The 18,804-nt window shown below is 38.9% G+C and carries 17 protein-coding genes and 2 riboswitches (1 of these 19 only partly in view); of the genes, 5 read left to right on the top strand and 12 right to left on the bottom strand.

All coding sequences use genetic code 11. From position 1 onward, the window contains the following. Nucleotides 1-416: the 5' portion of a GNAT family N-acetyltransferase gene (locus CBM15_RS18485; RefSeq protein ID WP_087618602.1), read on the bottom strand. It extends 61 nt beyond the left edge of the window; only the first 416 of its 477 coding nucleotides appear in the window; its start codon is at nt 414-416; the stop codon falls past the left edge of the window. A 98-nt stretch (nt 417-514) separates the two neighbouring features. Beyond that, nucleotides 515-1,849, bottom strand: coding sequence for an NCS2 family permease (locus tag CBM15_RS18480; RefSeq protein ID WP_087618601.1), 1,335 nt, complete (start codon nt 1,847-1,849; stop codon nt 515-517). A gap of 143 nt (nt 1,850-1,992) precedes the next feature. Next, a riboswitch (purine riboswitch) is annotated at nt 1,993-2,094 on the bottom strand. 200 nt (nt 2,095-2,294) lie between these two features. Between CBM15_RS18480 and CBM15_RS18475 the strand changes: the two genes are divergently transcribed. Further along, nucleotides 2,295-2,702, top strand: coding sequence for an NUDIX hydrolase (locus CBM15_RS18475; protein ID WP_087618600.1), 408 nt, complete (start codon nt 2,295-2,297; stop codon nt 2,700-2,702). A gap of 82 nt (nt 2,703-2,784) precedes the next feature. After that, nucleotides 2,785-3,186 (top strand): hypothetical protein, encoded by a 402-nt coding sequence (locus CBM15_RS18470; RefSeq protein ID WP_087618599.1) that lies wholly within the window; start codon nt 2,785-2,787, stop codon nt 3,184-3,186. Between the two features lie 288 nt (nt 3,187-3,474). On the opposite strand, the gene CBM15_RS18465 is transcribed toward CBM15_RS18470, so the two are convergent. The 8 genes from CBM15_RS18465 to CBM15_RS18430 form a co-directional block, all read right to left on the bottom strand. Further along, nucleotides 3,475-4,362 (bottom strand): DUF2382 domain-containing protein, encoded by an 888-nt coding sequence (locus CBM15_RS18465; RefSeq protein WP_087618598.1) that lies wholly within the window; start codon nt 4,360-4,362, stop codon nt 3,475-3,477. A gap of 246 nt (nt 4,363-4,608) precedes the next feature. Further along, entirely contained in the window at nt 4,609-4,758 is a 150-nt protein-coding gene (locus tag CBM15_RS19410; RefSeq protein WP_087618597.1) for a hypothetical protein, read from the bottom strand. A 188-nt stretch (nt 4,759-4,946) separates the two neighbouring features. After that, nucleotides 4,947-6,500, bottom strand: a complete 1,554-nt coding sequence (gene guaA / locus CBM15_RS18455; RefSeq protein ID WP_041865823.1) for a glutamine-hydrolyzing GMP synthase — start codon at nt 6,498-6,500, stop codon at nt 4,947-4,949. A 118-nt stretch (nt 6,501-6,618) separates the two neighbouring features. Next, nucleotides 6,619-6,720, bottom strand: a riboswitch (purine riboswitch). Between the two features lie 31 nt (nt 6,721-6,751). After that, nucleotides 6,752-8,902: a DUF4129 domain-containing transglutaminase family protein gene (locus CBM15_RS18450; protein ID WP_087618596.1), complete on the bottom strand. Its 2,151-nt coding sequence runs from the start codon at nt 8,900-8,902 to the stop codon at nt 6,752-6,754. Further along, entirely contained in the window at nt 8,899-10,086 is a 1,188-nt protein-coding gene (locus CBM15_RS18445; protein WP_087618595.1) for a DUF58 domain-containing protein, read from the bottom strand. The genes CBM15_RS18450 and CBM15_RS18445 overlap by 4 nt, the downstream gene beginning before the upstream one ends. Next, the gene (locus tag CBM15_RS18440; protein WP_014822562.1) at nt 10,086-11,027 is read right to left on the bottom strand and encodes an AAA family ATPase; all 942 of its coding nucleotides are present in this window, start codon (nt 11,025-11,027) and stop codon (nt 10,086-10,088) included. Before CBM15_RS18440 ends, CBM15_RS18445 begins: the two co-directional genes overlap by 1 nt. Before the next feature lie 153 nt (nt 11,028-11,180). Next, nucleotides 11,181-12,005: an ammonia-dependent NAD(+) synthetase gene (gene nadE, locus CBM15_RS18435; RefSeq protein ID WP_087618603.1), complete on the bottom strand. Its 825-nt coding sequence runs from the start codon at nt 12,003-12,005 to the stop codon at nt 11,181-11,183. Between the two features lie 18 nt (nt 12,006-12,023). Then, nucleotides 12,024-13,493 (bottom strand): nicotinate phosphoribosyltransferase, encoded by a 1,470-nt coding sequence (locus CBM15_RS18430; protein ID WP_008408503.1) that lies wholly within the window; start codon nt 13,491-13,493, stop codon nt 12,024-12,026. 360 nt (nt 13,494-13,853) lie between these two features. On the opposite strand from CBM15_RS18430, the gene CBM15_RS18425 reads away from it, so the two are divergent. The 3 genes from CBM15_RS18425 (at nt 13,854) to CBM15_RS18415 (ending at nt 16,904) form a co-directional block, all read left to right on the top strand. Beyond that, complete coding sequence (locus tag CBM15_RS18425) at nt 13,854-14,195, top strand: P-II family nitrogen regulator (protein ID WP_008408502.1); 342 nt, start codon at nt 13,854-13,856, stop codon at nt 14,193-14,195. Between the two features lie 27 nt (nt 14,196-14,222). Next, nucleotides 14,223-15,575 (top strand): ammonium transporter, encoded by a 1,353-nt coding sequence (locus CBM15_RS18420; protein WP_087618594.1) that lies wholly within the window; start codon nt 14,223-14,225, stop codon nt 15,573-15,575. A 357-nt stretch (nt 15,576-15,932) separates the two neighbouring features. Further along, entirely contained in the window at nt 15,933-16,904 is a 972-nt protein-coding gene (locus tag CBM15_RS18415; protein ID WP_087618593.1) for a proline dehydrogenase family protein, read from the top strand. Between the two features lie 95 nt (nt 16,905-16,999). On the opposite strand, the gene CBM15_RS18410 is transcribed toward CBM15_RS18415, so the two are convergent. Both CBM15_RS18410 and CBM15_RS18405 read right to left on the bottom strand, forming a co-directional pair. After that, on the bottom strand, nt 17,000-17,614 hold the full coding sequence (locus CBM15_RS18410) for a response regulator transcription factor (RefSeq protein WP_065216319.1): 615 nt from the start codon (nt 17,612-17,614) through the stop codon (nt 17,000-17,002). After that, nucleotides 17,611-18,747, bottom strand: a complete 1,137-nt coding sequence (locus CBM15_RS18405) for a sensor histidine kinase (protein WP_193433814.1) — start codon at nt 18,745-18,747, stop codon at nt 17,611-17,613. Before CBM15_RS18405 ends, CBM15_RS18410 begins: the two co-directional genes overlap by 4 nt. Between the last annotated feature and the right edge of the window lie 57 nt (nt 18,748-18,804).

The raw sequence follows: 18,804 nt of genomic DNA, 5'->3' as shown, positions 1-18,804 counted from the left end.
GCAATGGCCTCTTCATTGAATTCCCATACATTTAACTCCACTTCATCAATATGCATCCCCTTTGCCCACTTCAGACAAGCTTCAAATAACAGCGATCCGATTCCTTTTCGTTTTTCTGACTGGTCTACACCAAAGTCATGAATGTATGCAAATCTTCTATGAACTAATGAAGGGAATTTCGGAGAAACTTCTATACTGATGACCGCAAAGCCTATCACTTTATTTTCTTCCCGTGCAATTAATAATGTACTTTGCTCTTGTTCAATCAATTCCATATAATATTCTTCTGGCATAACACTCTCTACTTGGCGAAATACCGCACCATCCCCTTTAACATGATCATCATGTCCTTGCCTTACTAAACGATTTACTTCTATATAGTGTTGTTCCGTTGCCTCTTCAATTTTGATACCCATTAAACTCTCCTCCTCTTTACTTAATTCAGTTCGATTCAAAATTATATTTTCCTGCAAAATAAAAAAACCAGTCAACTATAGTTGACTGGTGAATGATTTTACATTGAACCGACCGTACCTAAATAAATCAGGAAGAGTACTGCAAAAATATACATAATCGGGTTTACTTCTTTCGCTTTACCTTTTAACACCATTGTTAATGGGTAAAATACGAAACCTACTGCAAGACCCGTTGCGATTGATGATGTTAATGGCATCATTAACATTGTGAAGAATGCTGGTACAGCTACTTCGAATTTATTCCACTCAATTTGTCCAAGCGAAGATACCATTAAAATTCCTACAACGATTAATGCCGGTGCAGTAACTGCGTTTGTTACAACACTTAATACTGGAGATAAGAATAGTGCCAACAAGAAACAGATCCCTGTAACAATTGAAGCGAACCCTGTACGTGCGCCTGCTCCAACCCCTGCTGAAGATTCTACATAAGATGTTACTGTTGAAGTCCCAAAGATCGAGCCTGAAATAGAAGCGATTGAATCTGAGATTAACGCTTTACCTGCACGAGGTAATTTATTATTTTTTACAAATCCCGCTTGGTTGGCAACAGCCATTAAAGTACCCGCGTTATCAAAGAAGTCTACGAATAGGAATGATAGAATAACTGATACCATTGTTAGCGTATAGAATTCAGGATCAGTGAATGCTGAGAATAATTTACCGAAAGTTGGTTCAACACTTGGAGGTGCCGAAACAATCTGAGATGGTAAATCAACTAAACCAAAAATCATACCGGCTATTGCTGTAATGGCCATTGCGATAAATACGCCAGCTTTCATTCCACGTACTAAGAAAATGACTGTAAGCAGAATACCAAAAATGGCTAACAATACTTCAGCATCGTGCAAGTTACCTAAACCGACAACTGTTGCCTCACTTGCAACGATAATACCCGCGTTTTTTAACCCGATGAATGAAACAAATAATCCGATTCCCGCACCAACGGCAATTTTAAGTTCCATTGGGATGGCATTGATTAATTTTTCACGTAATCCTGTAACTGTTAATAGTAAGAAGAATACGCCTGATACAAATACTGCAGCCAAAGCGTGTTGCCAAGGGCTTCCATTTGTTAATACAACCGTATAAGCAAAAAATGCGTTTAAGCCTAGACCCGGTGCTAAAGCTAAAGGATACCTTGCAACAATCCCCATAACGAAACATCCAATTGCTGCCGAAACAGCTGTTGCCACAAATACCGCACCGTAATCCATGCGTAGTACATCTGGTAAACCTTCAATATCAGATAGCGTTAAAATGCTAGGGTTTACTACTAAAATGTAAGCCATTGCCAAGAATGTTGTAAAGCCACCTAAAATTTCTCGGCGATAATTAGTTCCAAGTTTATCGAACTCGAAATACTTTTTCATAAGAAACTTTCCTCCGTGTTGTCGTCTTCAACATCTAAAGAACACTTAACCTTAAAAACAAAAAAGACACGCAAAGCATAAATGCCGCATGTCCACGATTTAAGGAAAATAAGTATATTACACTCCAATTATAGTAGTGTTGTAACAACTTATTTATAAATCGTAGTCGAATCATTTACGGTGATTCGGTAGAAACTCACGGGCCATATTCCCGACATTATACGACGACGTATTTAATTTACGTTAGTAATATATCATTTCAATTTTTAAATTACAAGCTATTTCCGAACATTTTTTATATATTTTAGATCATAGTTCGTAAAAACATCTAAAAATTAGCTATTTCCTTCTTTGATATGTATTTATTTGTTATTAATAAACTTGGCATAAACAAAGATTCAATCTAAAATTCTAGTATATTCATACAAAATAGGGGGACTTTAACTTGAATGAAATTAAGGTTATTGTAAAGGGTTTTCTTGTTAAAAATAATAGAGTACTCATCGTGCAGCGTTCTCAAATTGAAACTGTCGGTGCCGGCACATGGGAGACTGTCGGTGGGAATCTTCATTTCGGCGAGTCATTTGAAACTGCACTAAAGAGGGAATTTTCAGAAGAAGTAGGACTGAATATTACTGTTAAAAATCAATTATTTTCAACAACATTCCATACGAGCAAAACACGCCAAATTGTATTACTCACTTTTTTATGTGATACAAAAGAAGAGCAAATTACGCTGTCCGATGAACACGAACAATATTTATGGGCGACAAAGGATGATCTGCTCACCTTATTGCCGCAAGAGATTATCGAAGACTTCTCCCTGCATAATGTATTAGATTTATTAAACTAATAAAATAATTTTATAAAAAGTTTATAGAAATGTTATATAACTCCTCTATAGTAAAGTTTGAACAAATAGAGGGGGGATTTTTTTGCACCATCAACGAAAGTGGGCAATGCATTTAATTCGCTTTGCAGCTGTTTCCGGTTTTATCGGTGTATTAATCGGATCAATTATGAGCGGTAACATGAACTACGCTTTACGGCCAGTCCACGCACACATTGTATTAGTAGGTTGGTTATCAGTCTTTGCTTGGGGGATTTTCTATTATTCAGTACCTGTCCGTAAGCTAATCTTAGTTAAAATCCAAAGTATTTTAGGCATGATCGGAGCTTTTGGTTTATGTATAGGAATGTGGTTACATTATTTAAACCCGCTGGACACAAATGAAACATTCAACATGGTGTTCTTCATCGTAGGCGGTACACTTTTACTAATCGCATTTTTCCTATTTATAATTGTGACATTTTTTGTCGAAAAGAAAGAAAATTAATTATATCTAGCTATATTAATTAAGTGCGTTTTCCTTTAATATGTTAAAATAATAAAAGTAATATCGAAAATGTTAAAGGAGGTTTTTAAATGCCCTATTGGTTACATAACACATTATTTGTACTTTTAATAATCGTTACTTTTGGATGTGTTACTAGTGGAATTGAGTGGAAATCTCGCGAAAAAGCCACGGTTGAAGAATAATTTAAGCTTAAACGACTTACTATAATGTAACTAACATACAAAAAAAAGAAGCCTGCGCTAAACAGGCTTCTTTTTTATGGTTATTTTATAATCCGCGGTTAGTACGTTTTAACGGATCATTATCCAAATGGTCCAAATCATTTAAATGATTCGTAGTATTAGTCGTATCCTTAACATCCGCTTCTTCGCGACGAACCGTATCTGATACAGTTTCCGTATCTGTTACTTTTCGTTTGCCGACAACAATTTCTTCTGTCACGACATCTTTTTTCGTAACCTCTACCTGTTCTTCAGTTACAGGGATATGGATTTTTCCCTGCTCTTCATAAGCATGAGTGATTCCGTCACGCAGCTGACCATTTGCATTAAGTGTTGTGTCCTCATTAACAGGACGTCTTTCCACATAAACTTCTTCATGTTCTACCGGCACCTCAATCGTTTGCTGCTCTTCGACTACATGTTTATCGACCTGTACCTCACCCGTTTGCACGCGTTTTTTATCTACTTGCAAGCGTTCTTCATGAAGCGCTAAACGTTCTTCATCCGTTTTCTCATAATCACGCTCATAATGATCATTCACGCCATAATTTTTAGTACCTTCATCAAAATAAGTACCATAATCCTTATCTACATACAATAAGTATTTCCCAGCCTGTAATTCATCATAGTAACGATTTCGTTCGTCCTCAGAGATACCCATTTGCGTAAAGTGCTGATCGCGTACTAAGTCTTCACCCATCATGAATGCTTTAAAGCGATCCCACCAAGAACCTTCTTTGTAATCAGTGCCATAACCATCCGTGTTAGTGCTGTAACCTTTTGAGTTTCGGTACATCGATAGTTGATCATTGCGATTAGATACAATATACATATCCTCTTCACCATAACCTTGTGCACGAAGGCGATCCATTTCTGCCTGTAATTCTGCTTCATTATCATAAATACCATATAATTTGTTATCACGTGTTTCCATGTTTCATTCCTCCAGTTTCATTAATTTAATTTTGTATACCTAATGTCTATACTGATTTGGCATACTATACAATACCTTTCCTCCTAAATAATAAACGTGAGGATAGTAAATTTAACATTCTGTAATAAAAATGAAAGAAAATGATACACTGCTATGACAATAATTTATTATGAATAAGGGTAATGCGAAATCAGAGGACAAAAAAAACATAGAAAGATGTTATTCTTCCTATGTTGCCCATTCAACCTATTCATCGTTTTGCTTTTGTTTCTTTTCCAAATACTGTGCACGCAATTTTTCAAGTTGCTGCTTTTTATCGAATTGGGAAGGCTTGTTTTTTTCATGATACTTTGTAACAGCTGCTTTACCTTTACTATCCAATTGATATTTCCCCATTTTGTTCACCTACTTTTCCTGTCTTCACAGAGAACCTATTCAATATAATATACCTCATTTCACTGAAGTAAACCTTAAATTAGTGCATCACGAACTTCACATCCCAATTTCAAAAAATTAAAAACCCCCTTTTAGTTATTTTTATCAATAACTAAAAGAGAGTTTAGAAAGCTAAACGTTAATCAGTACTATTCCCACTCAATCGTTGCTGGTGGCTTAGAAGTAATGTCATACAGCACGCGGTTTACGTGCTTCACTTCGTTTACGATACGTACAGAAATCTTCTCTAGTACATCGTAAGGGATACGTGCCCAGTCTGATGTCATGCCGTCGATTGATGTTACACCGCGGATACCGATTGCGTAGTCGTACGTACGGCCATCGCCCATTACACCTACTGAACGGATGTCAGGTAATACAGCGAAGTATTGCCAAATGTCGCGCTCCAGGCCAGCGTTTTTAATTTCTTCGCGCAGGATGTAGTCTGCTTCACGAACGATTTCCAGTTTTTCTTCTGTTACTTCACCAAGTACACGGATACCTAAACCAGGACCCGGGAAAGGCTGACGCCATACAACTTCTTCAGGTAGACCTAATTCAAGGCCTAAAGCGCGTACTTCGTCTTTGAATAGTGTATTTAATGGTTCGATTAATTCGAACTTCATATCTTCCGGTAAACCACCAACATTATGGTGTGATTTAATTGTTTGTGCAGTTGCTGTACCTGATTCAATAATATCTGTGTAAAGCGTACCTTGCGCTAAGAAGTCCATATCTTTTAGCTTTGATGACTCTTCATCAAATACGTAAATGAATTCGTTACCGATAATTTTACGTTTTTGCTCAGGGTCAGAAACACCGGCAAGTTTATTCATGAAACGCTCACGAGCATCGATTTTGATCAGTTTCATATCGAAGTCTTCTGTGAAAGTTTTCATTACCTGTTCAACTTCACCTTTACGGTTTAAGTTGTGGTCCACGAACATACAAGTTAATTGGTCACCGATTGCTTTGTGGATTAACACTGCTACTACAGATGAATCAACTCCGCCTGATAATGCACAAAGTACTTGCTTATCTCCAACTTGCTCACGGATTTTCGCAATTTCAATTTCAATGAAGTTCGCCATCGACCAGTCGCCTTTTGCTTCACAAACATTGAATACGAAGTTTTTCAATAAATCATTTCCGTATACAGAGTGGCGTACTTCCGGGTGGAATTGTACTGCATAAAATTTACGAGAAGCATCAGCCATTGCCGCGATCGGGCATGCCGGACTTGTCGCAATTACTTCAAAACCTTCCGGCACTGCTGTTACATGGTCACCGTGACTCATCCATACAACTTGATTTTTTGGTAATTCCGCAAATAATTTATTATCTGAAGTAATGTTAATTTCAGCTTTCCCGTACTCACGAGTTGCTGCGCCTTCCACTTTACCGCCATGTGTTTGGGCCATTAACTGCATGCCATAGCAAATACCTAAAATCGGTAAACCTAATTCAAAAATCGCCGGATCTACATGGAATGCTGATTCATCATATACAGAGTTTGGACCACCTGAAAATACAATACCTACAGCATTCATTTCTTTAATTTCTTCAGCAGTAATCGTATGTGGATGTAATTCAGAGAATACACCGAATTCACGAATACGACGAGTAATTAATTGGTTGAACTGACTACCGAAATCAAGAACGACAATCTTTTCTTGTTCTTTTAACAAAGGAGTTGACACTATTTCCACCTCTTCTAATTTTTTGCGGCCTATATTAAGAAAAAAAACGCGTAAGAAAATAATTTCTACGCGTTCATATTTCATCTCTTCTTCAAGTGGGTATACCTATCCCTTATAAGGATATAGTGGGACCCACCGTCATAGATAAGTTATTTAGGGTAACTTAGTAGAAACATCTGGACCATATTACCAGACTTATATGAAGGCACAATACTATTTATTTTTCTAAATTTTACTCTTTCGTCGAGTTAAAATCAACCACTCGTACGATTGATTAAATATTCCCAAATTTCTTTCATTTCAGTCGTGTTCATTTGATCGGTCTGTTTTGCATAAATAAGTCGCTCATAAAATGCCGTCAACTCACTCATTTTAGTGGTATCCAGCTGTCGATCAACACGCATTGCAAACTGTTGCAATGTTTCGTCTTGTCCTCGTTTCAAATGAACCCGCTCCAACTGTTTTAATAACACAAAATAAGCTTCTTCAAATGTTGCTGCTTTATCTAATTTCGATCTGTTCATTTGAACAGCAAGTTTTGGTTGCCATTTTCCGCGTTTTTTCCAAGCAACAATTAACCCAATCACAACAAGAGCCAGTAATCCGTACAGCACCCATTTAAATTTTGACCAGTCCACTCTACTTGTCCCATTAGTTGATTGCTTAGTTGTATCCTGCTCTTCCAACTCCGGCTTTGGTGCTTCCGGTTCTTCCATATCAGGTAGCTGCTCTTCTTCGGGAGCTTCGAAATCTACATCATAATTAATATTCATCGGATTACTAAAGCCAATTGTCGGCTCAAACGGCATCCAACCAATACCGTCAATATACGCTTCCACCCATGAATGGGCATCATTATTCGTCACTTGATACGTAACAATACCGTCTTGTGAATCGATTCGTTCTCCACTCGAAAAACCTTTTACCCAACGAGCCTGAATCCCTATCGAACGAAGCATGACGACCATCGAAGTAGAGAAGTTATCACAATAACCAAGCCTTGTTTCAAATAAAAACTGATCTACATAGTCTTGATCTGCTGATGGAACTTGTACATTTGTCGTTTCATATTGAAAGCCACTACGCGCAAAGTAACCTTCAATTGCACGAGCCTTGTCATATACACTGTCATACATGTCGGTAATTTCAAGAGCTAAATCGGTTACACGCTGTGGCAAATTATCCGGAAGCTGTAAATAGCGCGAACTATTTTCAGTTGAGGATAATGATTCTTTCAAAGCAACGTAACTATACTCCGGCTGTTGAAATGTCATCTCGTATGATGCAGGGGCTACAACATCACTGTTTATAAGAGGCAGAATTTTTTCATTGCCTGTATTAAATCTCAATCCAGTTTGTGTACCGTGTAGATTATAGGAAGTAATGCCATATGCCTGCAATAAAAACAAGTATTCTTCATTTACAGCCTGCACTTCCACCGACTGAGGTTCTTCACTTCCAGGCTTGATTGAAAGCGGGAGAGGATCTGCAAACTGAAGCGTTTGTTGCAATGACTCATCATCTGATTGCTCCCACCCTTTAGACGTATAAAAATCTTTCGTCTCAACACGCCAATATTGACGGATCGGTGTTTTTATTTCATAGACAATTGTAGTATCTCCCGCAAACGGTCCGCCCAGTCGCTCATCATTTTCCCCGTAACCAACTGTTGCAACCGATTGACTGGCATTACCCCCAATACCTGCAATATTTTTTACATAAGGAACCGGGTCCGACCATTGAGGCTCTGTTTTCGGCATGACTGTTGCAACAATTCCTGCAATCATAACAAAAATGATAATCGGAGTCGCATACTTCAAGTAGTTCATCCAATCTTTTTGCATTTCCGCAGCCTGCATAAGTCGTTTTATAAACAGCAACGATGTAAGCACAAGACCTAGTAACATTACTTTAATAATCGCCGCTGTGCCATCGTATTCTGTAAAAGTATCGAGTGTCCCGATGAAAAATACTGTAAGCAGCAGGAAATAGTAAATGCTATAGCGCACACTCACCCAATGCTGAATTAAATAAATAAGCATCCAGATCAATATAAAAAACAAACTTGTCCGAAATGGATCACTCACATAAATCCACTCACCTGCAAGCAATATATCCAAATTGTATTTCAGTTCTTCCGATAAAAATTGCGTTGTCGTCAATGCTTCATCTTTATACACACTGACAACAAACCAGATAATGTATGCAAACTTAATAAACCAATTAACAATAAACGGCAGTGAAAAGATCCCCAGTACTAAACATATCCCTATGAATAATACAAACTGCGTAAAGTAGCCTGTGTTCGTTAACTCCATTACCGGTATTAACCATTCTCGTAAAATCAGAAAAACAATGAAATAAAAAATAGCGAGTTCTATTTTTTCGGCTGTGCTGCGTCTCATGCGTGCTTCACCTCCGAATACGTTCGCTGTAACTCGTCCATACCGACATAATGCACTTCATTATTTTGGCTTATATGCTGCACCGGATCTTTTTGGTCACTTACGACAAAACATATAATTTTACGAGCATATTTCGTTCCGGCATTTAATACTTCCTGCAGTTCCGGAGTCATTTCGCCAGTAATGATAACAACAACAGAGCGGCTCATCATTTTCTGTTCTTCAAACAATAAACGTTCTACACCAAACTGCGCATCCGGTACGACCGTTGCTAAATGCTGCAGGACCGTTTCATACTGTTTACCTGTTTTAATCACCGGCGTAAAATAACGGTCGACCCCGACACTTAAAAATGAAACATCGCCCTGTTTCTTTACAATTTTATTAATATAGGATGCCGTGTAATCGACAACATCATCGAAGTTCTTCTGTACTGCGCGATCGATTAGCACAAATGTATTTTGTGATTTTTGATCTTCAAATTCCTTTGTACGCAGTTCCCCATTTTTCGCAAAGGATTTCCAGTGAATCCAAGAAAAGCGGTCACCTGGTACATATTCACGGACACCAGTCGCAACCGTCGTATCCTTAATTAAAGAATAGCGCGATTGACTTGTACCTTGGTCATATTGCATTCCAATCGGCAATAATTTGACATCGGATACTTTTGGATATACTAAAAACAGCTGCGGGTGATTCATTACAACATTCCGTATTGTCCATCCAAAAAAGTCCGTACATGTAAACAGCAATCCTCTAAAATGATGCTCTCCTCGTTTTAACTCCTTTAATTCATAAGTCCACTTAAACTCACGCTTCCACCCAACCAAAAATAGTTTCGTTACATTTCCGTTCGGTTTTTCAAAATGTTCCTCCCTCATCGGCAATTCTCGGACCATCATAAAAACAAACGGAAACCAGCTCGTATTGCGGAATGTTACGGTAACTTGAACATTGCTCCCACGTTCAACTCGTTCTTTCGATAAAGTACGGGATATTTCTTTAAAACGAATCGGAATAATTGCCAGTAAAATCGAATAGACCAAAAACGGTAAAATCGTGAAGAAAACAAACCAGCTAACAAAGCCCCCTTGGAACATTGCATAGCAATACGTAATTATAAGCAACGAAACAACGGTAATTAAACGCCCGCCATGCTTTAGAAACTGCTTGATTCCCTTCATTACGGCACGTACCTTTTTACAGGAACATGGACATAACGAAGAACACTTTCAATCACTTGTTCTTCCGTAATTCCTTCATAGCGTGTTTCTGGTTTTAAAATAATTCGGTGGCCGAAAACGAATTTCGCTAAATATTGAACATCATCCGGAATAACATAATCTCTCCCTTTCATAAAGGCATAGCTTTGCGCAGCACGCATTAATGCGATTGAAGCACGGGGACTTACACCTAAATACACATTTTCATGATGACGTGTATGTTGTGCGATGGACACAATATACTCTTTAATATTATTTTCTACATGTACTTGTTTTGCTTGTTCTCTTAAATCGTTCAACTGCTCGATTGTTAATACCGGGAAAAGGTCATCTATCGGAACCGACTTTTCGGCACGATTCAGCACTTCAATTTCCTCTTCCTTCGTAGGATAGCCCATCTTTATTTTCAGTAAAAAGCGGTCTAGTTGCGCTTCCGGAAGCGGATATGTCCCTTCATATTCAATCGGGTTTTGCGTTGCCATTACAAAAAACGGCTTTGGCAGCTGAATCGTTTCACCATCCACCGTAATTGACCCCTCCTCCATACTTTCCAACAGAGCGGCCTGTGTTTTTGGTGAGGTACGGTTAATTTCGTCCGCTAACACAATATTGCCGACAATCGGCCCCGGACGGAACTCAAACTGCAATGTTTTCGGATTATATATCGAAACGCCAATTACATCAGATGGCAGTAAATCCGGTGTAAATTGAATACGTTTAAAGCTTGCACCCAGTGACTTTGAAAGTGCACGTACCATCATTGTTTTCCCAACGCCCGGCACGTCTTCCAGTAATACATGCCCTCCTGCTAATAATGAAACAATACTTAGCTCGGCAATCTCTCTTTTTCCTATCATTACTTTTTCGATATTTTTAATTATTCCTTCGATCTGCTCATTCATGAATAGTCCTCCTACCTGAAATCGTTGCATCTTTTATATGTAGTTTAAGCATAACGAAAACAAAATGCGAGCACAACTAGTTTACCCGGAAATTGGAAAATCACCTTACTTTTCCAGAGAGAAGTAAGGTGATTTATCAGATTTTATCGAATACTATCGTTTCCAGAAATCATCGAAAACTGTAATCGGCATATTGCGTTTATGCATGGAGCGCAAGTAATGTCCTTCAAGCTTTTCACGAGCCTGCTCCGGGATTTCCTTACCTTCCAAATAATCATCAATTTGTTCGTACGTTACACCAAGCGCCACTTCATCCGGCAATGCAGGGCGGTTTTCCTCTAAATCTGCAGTCGGAACTTTTTCATATAAATGTACAGGACAGTTTAAATGTTTTAACATCGCACGACCTTGGCGTTTATTTAAACGGAAAATCGGCATTAAATCTGCACCACCGTCGCCATACTTTGTATAAAAGCCTGTTACTGCTTCTGCAGCATGATCTGTTCCAAGTACGACACCATCATTCGATGCTGCTATCGAATATTGTACTTTCATTCTTTCACGCGCTTTTTCATTTCCTTTGGCGAAATCACTTAACGTAATTCCAGCATCCAAAAGTGCATTTACACTTGCATCTACAGCATTTTTGATATTAACCGTATACACTTTTGTCGGCTGAATGAAATCGAGTGCATCTTGGCAATCCTTTTCATCAAATTGTTTGCCATAAGGTAATCTTACCGCCCAAAACGAGTAAGCGGATGCTCCCGCTTCTTCGTTCAGCTCATCGATAGCCATTTGCGCAAGCTTACCCGTTAACGTTGAGTCTTGCCCACCGCTAATTCCAAGCACAAACCCTTTTAAGAAAGGATGATATTTTGCATATTCCTTTAAAAAATCAATGGACTTACGGATTTCCTGTTCTACATCGATTGTCGGCTGTACTTTTAACTCTTCAATAATTTGTTGTTGCAACATAGCCAATGTCCTCACTCCTTATCGTTCTTCGAGTTCTGTTACCATATCGCGCACTTCCTGGATATTTCGCATTTTATTATCCCAGCATTTTTGGCTTAAATCGACCGGATATTCCTCAGGATTTAATGAACGTTTATACTCATCCCAAAGTAAATCCAAGTTATTGGACGCATATTGACGGATCTCCATTAACGTTGGATTTTCATAAACAATCTCACCTTTGTCAATCACTTTCCGATGCAATTCCTTCGCTTCAAAGTTTGTTACGAATTTCGAGACAAATGTATGCACCGGATGGAACATTTTAATTCGTTCTTCAGCAGCAGGATTTTCATCAGCCATTGCGATATAGTCCCCTTCTGATTTCCCGCTTTTCTTATTAATAATCCGGTAAACTCTTTTTAAACCAGGTGTCGTTACTTTTTCAGCATTGGCTGAAATTTTGATCGTATCTTCCATTTCACCATGATCATTTTCAATGGAAACCATTTTATAGACAGCACCTAAAGCAGGCTGGTCATATGCAGTGATGAGTTTTGTACCAATTCCCCACATATCCACTCGGGCACCTTGCGCTTTTAAGTTTAAAATTGTATATTCATCCAAGTCGTTTGAAACGATAATTTTTGCATCCGGGAACCCTGCTTCATCAAGCATTCGGCGTGACTCTTTTGAAAGGAAGGCAATATCCCCGCTATCTAAACGAATTCCGATAAAGTTAATTTTATCGCCAAGTTCTTTAGCTACCTGAATTGCCGTCGGGACACCTGACTTTAATGTATTGTACGTATCCACCAAAAACACACAGTCTTTATGACGCTTCGCATAAGAATGGAATGCATCATAATCGTTCTTATACGCTTGAACCAATGCATGTGCATGTGTACCTGATACAGGAATATTAAACAGCTTCCCAGCCCGAACATTGGAAGTCGATTCAAAACCGCCGATCACTGCTGCACGTGCTCCCCAAACAGCTGCGTCCATCTCTTGCGCACGACGTGTACCGAATTCCATCGCAATTTCCTTTTGGACAACTTGCTTGATACGGCTTGCTTTTGTCGCAATCAGCGTTTGGTAGTTTACAATGTTCAATAGAGCTGTTTCAATCAGCTGTGCTTCCACTAGCGGTGCTTCGATTCGTACAATTGGTTCATTAGCAAAAACAAGTTCCCCTTCTTCCATCGAATACATAGAACCCGTAAAACGAATTGTTTTTAAGTATTCGATAAAATCCTCTTTATAATGGAGTTCATCACGTAAATAAGCGATATCTGTTTCACTGAATCGAAAGTCTTTTAAATAATTCAACATGCGCTCCAAACCCGCAAAAATTGCATAGCCATTCCCAAACGGCAATTGTCTGAAATACAACTCAAATACAGCTTTACGGTTATGCATCCCGTCTGCCCAATAGCTTTCCGCCATATTGATTTGATATAAATCGGTATGCAAAGCAAAACTGTCATCTACATACTTTTCGTTCATCGTAAGTTCCCTTCTTCCAAAACATAATTTAGTCATAGTATACACCATCTTGAATTAATTCGAAGTATGAAGATTCTTTCTTCCATGTTATCTACTTTTACATGGTAGTTAATTTTGCTGTGCTGGTTATATAGTTTTCCCCAATTGACTAAATAAAAAACGTCTCGGAATTTTGTCGGGCAGCCTACTACCGGATTTCACCTGGTTAAAAGCTCTATTCCTTCTTCCTTTTTTTGACATCATCTCGCAATGCGATAAAACCAATCGAAAATACATGTTAATTTTCCTTACATTAGTTATTGATTTATCCTAAAATTCAATTTATCATGTTAGATAACATAACACAAGGAGTTGTTGAGCATGAAAAAGATTGAAGCGATTATTCGACCTGAGGTGTTTCCACAAGTTCGAGAAGGGTTGGCTCTTGAAGGAATTGATGGTTTAAGTATTTCCGAGATTGCTGGAGCTGGGCGACAGGAAGGTAAAATCGGATTGTTTCGCGGAAATTCTTTCTCAATGGAATTTTCGCAAAAGCTCAAACTCGAAATGGTTGTTGATAATGCCAAAGTTCAACCGATTATTGATGTATTATTGCGCGAAGCTTCTACAGGGGAAGTTGGTGACGGTAAGATCTTTATCTACCCTGTAGAACAGGCGATACGTATCCGCACTAAAGAACTTGGTTCAATTGCAATTGACTAAAAATGTTCCTAAAAGGAGGAGTTTTTAATGACGAATGAAGCATTGGAATTATCGATTAACCTAGTTTGGGTAATGCTCGGGGCGTTTTTCGTATTCTTCATGCATGCGGGATTCGCGATGGTAGAGGCAGGGTTTACACGCTCAAAAAATGCAGTCAATATTTTAATGAAAAACATTTTAACGATTTCAATCGGAGGCCTTGTCTACTTTGCAGTCGGATATGCCATTATGTTCGGTGAAAGTTCAGGTGGATTGATTGGTTCTTCCGGTTTTGCTTTAAACGGTGTAGATGATATCGCATTTTTCGTTTTCCAGGCAATGTTTGCTGCGACATGTGCAACAATCATCTCAGGTGCTGTTGCTGAACGTACAAATATTACGGCGTATGTCGCATTGGTCGTTATCATGACAGCTATTATTTATCCTGTTGTCGGACATTGGGTATGGCAAGGTGATGGATGGTTAACTTCTTTAGGCTTCGTCGATTTTGCCGGATCAACAGTCGTACATTTAACCGGCGCTGTTGGTGCTCTAGTGGTCGCAGCAATCGTTGGTCCTCGTATCGGGAAATATGCTAAAGGTGTCGTAAACGTTATTCCAGGTCACTCCATTCCACTTGGCGCATTAGGTGTTTTCATCCTTTGGTTAGGTTGGTACGGCTTTAATGGCGCATCAACATTGGCAGCGGATCCGGCATTAGTTCCAGGCGTTATTGCAAATACTTTCTTATCCGCATCTGCCGGTGTAATTGCTACCGCCCTTTATACAAGACTTCGTTACGGCTTTATCGATGGTTCTTTAACATTAAACGGTGCCCTAGCCGGTTTAGTAAGTATTACTGCCGGCGCTGCTAACTTAAGCATCGTTGGATCTATTATCGCAGGTGCTGTAGGTGGTGCTGTGTTAGTAGAAGCCGTCCGCTTTATTGAACACAAACTAAAAGTGGATGATCCGGTTGGTGCTGTTGCTGTACATGGTGTTGCTGGTATTTGGGGTACATTAGCAGTCGGATTATTCGATACTGCTGGCGGTGGTCTATTTTACGGCGGCGGGGCTGAATTACTAGGCGTGCAGGCATTAGGTGTTGTCGCAGTAATCGCATGGACTGCAAGTACTGTTGCCATTGCAACCTACATTATTAAAGCATTTATTCCTCTACGTGTTACACATGAAGAAGAAGTCCAAGGTTTGGATATTTCCGAACATGGCGCATACGCTTATGAAATGCAGGAAACTTTTAAAGGTCTTACAAAAACAAATGACAGTTTTGCCCAACGTCTAACGAACCTAGGAAGAGTATCATCTACTTCCAATGTACAGGATAGCGGGGCTAAAACTAAAACCGGGTTCCCGAATTCTTTAAGCTCTACAAAGAGCTAAAAGCGAAATGTGTGCCCCCTTCCCCCACACATTTTCGAACCATTCTTTCAATAAATTATGAGCTGAACAAGGAGCTGTTCTGAAAAGTTTTTCAGACAGCTCCTTGTTATTTTGCTTTCTACACTTAATAAATATATAGAAATTGACAGTGAAGGAGCAACATATAATTGAACAAGCTATTCACTTTAACAATGTATCGTTTGAAGTGAATCAATCAAAAACTATTTATCCTAATTATTTAATAATCGCATGCAGAAAATCAAAAGGGGTATAGACTAAGACCACTTCGAGTAATTTACGAGAATAGCACTATGGTATAATTTTAAGAAAATGACGAATTTTAAGGAGATGTTTTTTATGGCATTACGTGACTTTTTCATTTCATTATCTGAAAACCAAACTCTTAGCAATGCAGCAGGGCAATACGGTTTAAAATTAGGCGCACAAAGCGTTGTTGCAGGGACAACAATTGAAGAAGTAATCGAAAGCATTCGAAAATTAAACGAGCAAGGAATTTCTTGCACCGTCGATAATTTAGGCGAATATGTTACTGATGAATCAGAGGCAACACAAGCAAAAGAAGAAATTTTAGCTATGATCGAAGCCATTCAGGTTAAAGAATTGGATGCACATATTTCCTTGAAACCTTCACAGCTAGGGTTGGATATCGATATCGATTTCTGCTACGACAACTTGTATGAAATTGTAGAACGCGCCCATGAATATGGAATCTTCGTCAATTTTGATATGGAAGATTATAAGCGACTTCAGCCATCCTTCGATATACTGGAGGAACTTGCAAAGTCATTCGATAATGTCGGAACAGTTATTCAAGCATACTTCCACCGTGCAAAGGACGATATAGAAAACTTTAAGGATTACCGCCTTCGAGTTGTAAAGGGTGCCTATAAAGAATCGGAAGAAGTAGCGTACCAGGATAAGCTTGATATTGATATTAACTTTATTGAGCTGATTGAATACCATTTGGCACACGGACATTTTACATCGATTGCCACACATGACCACAATATTATTAAGCATGTGAAGTATTACGTCGAGCAATATGATATTCCGAAAGAAAAATTCGAATTTCAGATGCTTTACGGGTTCCGTAAAGACTTGCAGCTGGAACTTGCACGTGAAGGCTATCAAGTATGTGTGTATGTACCCTACGGTAAAGACTGGTACGGCTATTTCATGCGCCGCTTAGCTGAACGTCCACAAAATATTAGCCTAGTGACAAAACAAGTATTCAATAAAAAGACAAACACTTTACTGGCAGTAGCAGCTGGAGCATACCTCCTTGGACGATTAACGAAAAAGAAATAACTGGCCTTGCCTCAATTTAAAAAGACCCCTCATTTTGTTCACAGACAAAACGAGGGGTTATTTAGCAGTGAATTAATTTCATGCGCTTACAACAATCACATTTTCTTTTTATTCCAGCCTTTTTCTTTGAAGCGGGCGATTGCTTCGATTCGGTTGCCGACACCAAGCTTATCAAGTATGACGGAAATATAGTTTCGCACAGTACCTGCAGATAAATAGAGCTCTGCGGCAATTTCCTTTGTTGTCTTCCCTTCGGCAACAAGTTCCAGCACTTGGCTTTCTCGTTCCGTCAGCGGATTTTCACTGTCGTCTTCATAAACAAAATCCACTAGCTCCGGCGCGTAAATGCGACGTCCATCCATAATGATCCGTATGGAATTGACAAGCTCCTCAATTGGACTGTCTTTCAATAAATAGCCGCGCACTCCCGCTTTTCTTGCACGTTCAAAATAACCTGGTCGCGCAAACGTTGTTAAAATAATAATTTTGCATTCGCTTCCTCTTAACGCTTCGGCAGCATCCAACCCCGTTTTAATCGGCATTTCTATATCCATAATACAAATGTCCGGATTCAGTTCTGTCACCATCTCGATGGCTTCTTCCCCATTTTTGGCAAGCCCGACTACTTCCATATCCTCTTCCATACTAAGCAGTGACTTCATCGCCCCAAGCAGCATTCCTTGATCTTCTGCAATTACAATTCGAATCATTTCACGTTCTCTCCCTTTTGATGCGTGATTGCCAACGGTATTTTCAGCACGACCGTCGTCCCTTCATCGCTCTCTATTTCAAGTGAACCATTGATAAATTCAATACGCTCGTACATCCCTTTTAAACCATTTCCACCAATTAATGTATTGGAGCGTTCAAAGCCAATCCCATTATCCTGAATCGTCATCTTGAATTCATCTTCGCTTTGATAAAAGCTAATACGGCAAATCGTTGCTTCACTATGTTTGACGATATTTGTAACTGCTTCTTTCAAGCACATACTAATAACATTTTCCGCTAAAACCGGCATTTGAATTTCACTTTTATCTCCATTTAACCGCAGCTTAATCTGTGCTGCTTTTAAGATTTGTTCGACCCGGTAAAGCTCTTCTTCAACCCTCACAGCGCGCATATCAGCGACAAGCTCACGTACTTCTTTTAACGCGACACTTGCGGTTTGACGAATATCCCTTATTTCCAAAATGGCTTGTTCAGGATTTTTTTCCACCAGTCGTGCAGCTAAATCACTTTTTAAACCAATCATAGAAAGTTTTTGACCAAGTGTATCATGTAAATCACGGGCAATACGCTGACGTTCCTCAAACACAGTCAATTCAGAAATACGTTCCCGCGCTGTTTCCAGCTCACCTTCCAAGTTTTCCCGTCTCGTTCTTGAAAAGAGCGTAAACGGTAATAGCACAACACCTAGCATATTAATAATAATAAATGGCGTTTGCGATAAAAATAAGTCAAGGAAAATGAAATACCCCCCAACAATAGAAATAACGGTAAATCCTATATGTAAGCCATACATAATATAAAATCCAACCGGCTGTTTAATATTACCAATGAAAAATGCCGTAAACAATGCCAAATATACGTAACCAAAAACTAGTGTCATTACGATATTCAGCAACATTTGAAAGCTGATCCACATATATTTCAGCCCAGGTCTTGCACTGAAAGAGAAATAATGACATAAGAAATAACTCAAAATTAAAGTGATCCCTAAAATAATCTGCCATAATGCGAACGATTGTATAATGAAGAAAAATGGCATTATACAAAAGATTATCCATATATATATACTCAACATCGGACTTTTCGGGATGATACTATACCATGTTTGCATAATTGCCTCGATTCTCTTTTTACCTATATTCTATAATAAAACAGGTACCTCAAGCTA

This window comes from Solibacillus kalamii, from assembly GCF_002174535.1.
GTDB classification, from domain to species: Bacteria; Bacillota; Bacilli; order Bacillales_A; family Planococcaceae; genus Solibacillus; species Solibacillus silvestris.
Note: the sequence above shows the minus strand (reverse complement) of the source record. Positions and strands in the feature narration are given on the sequence as shown.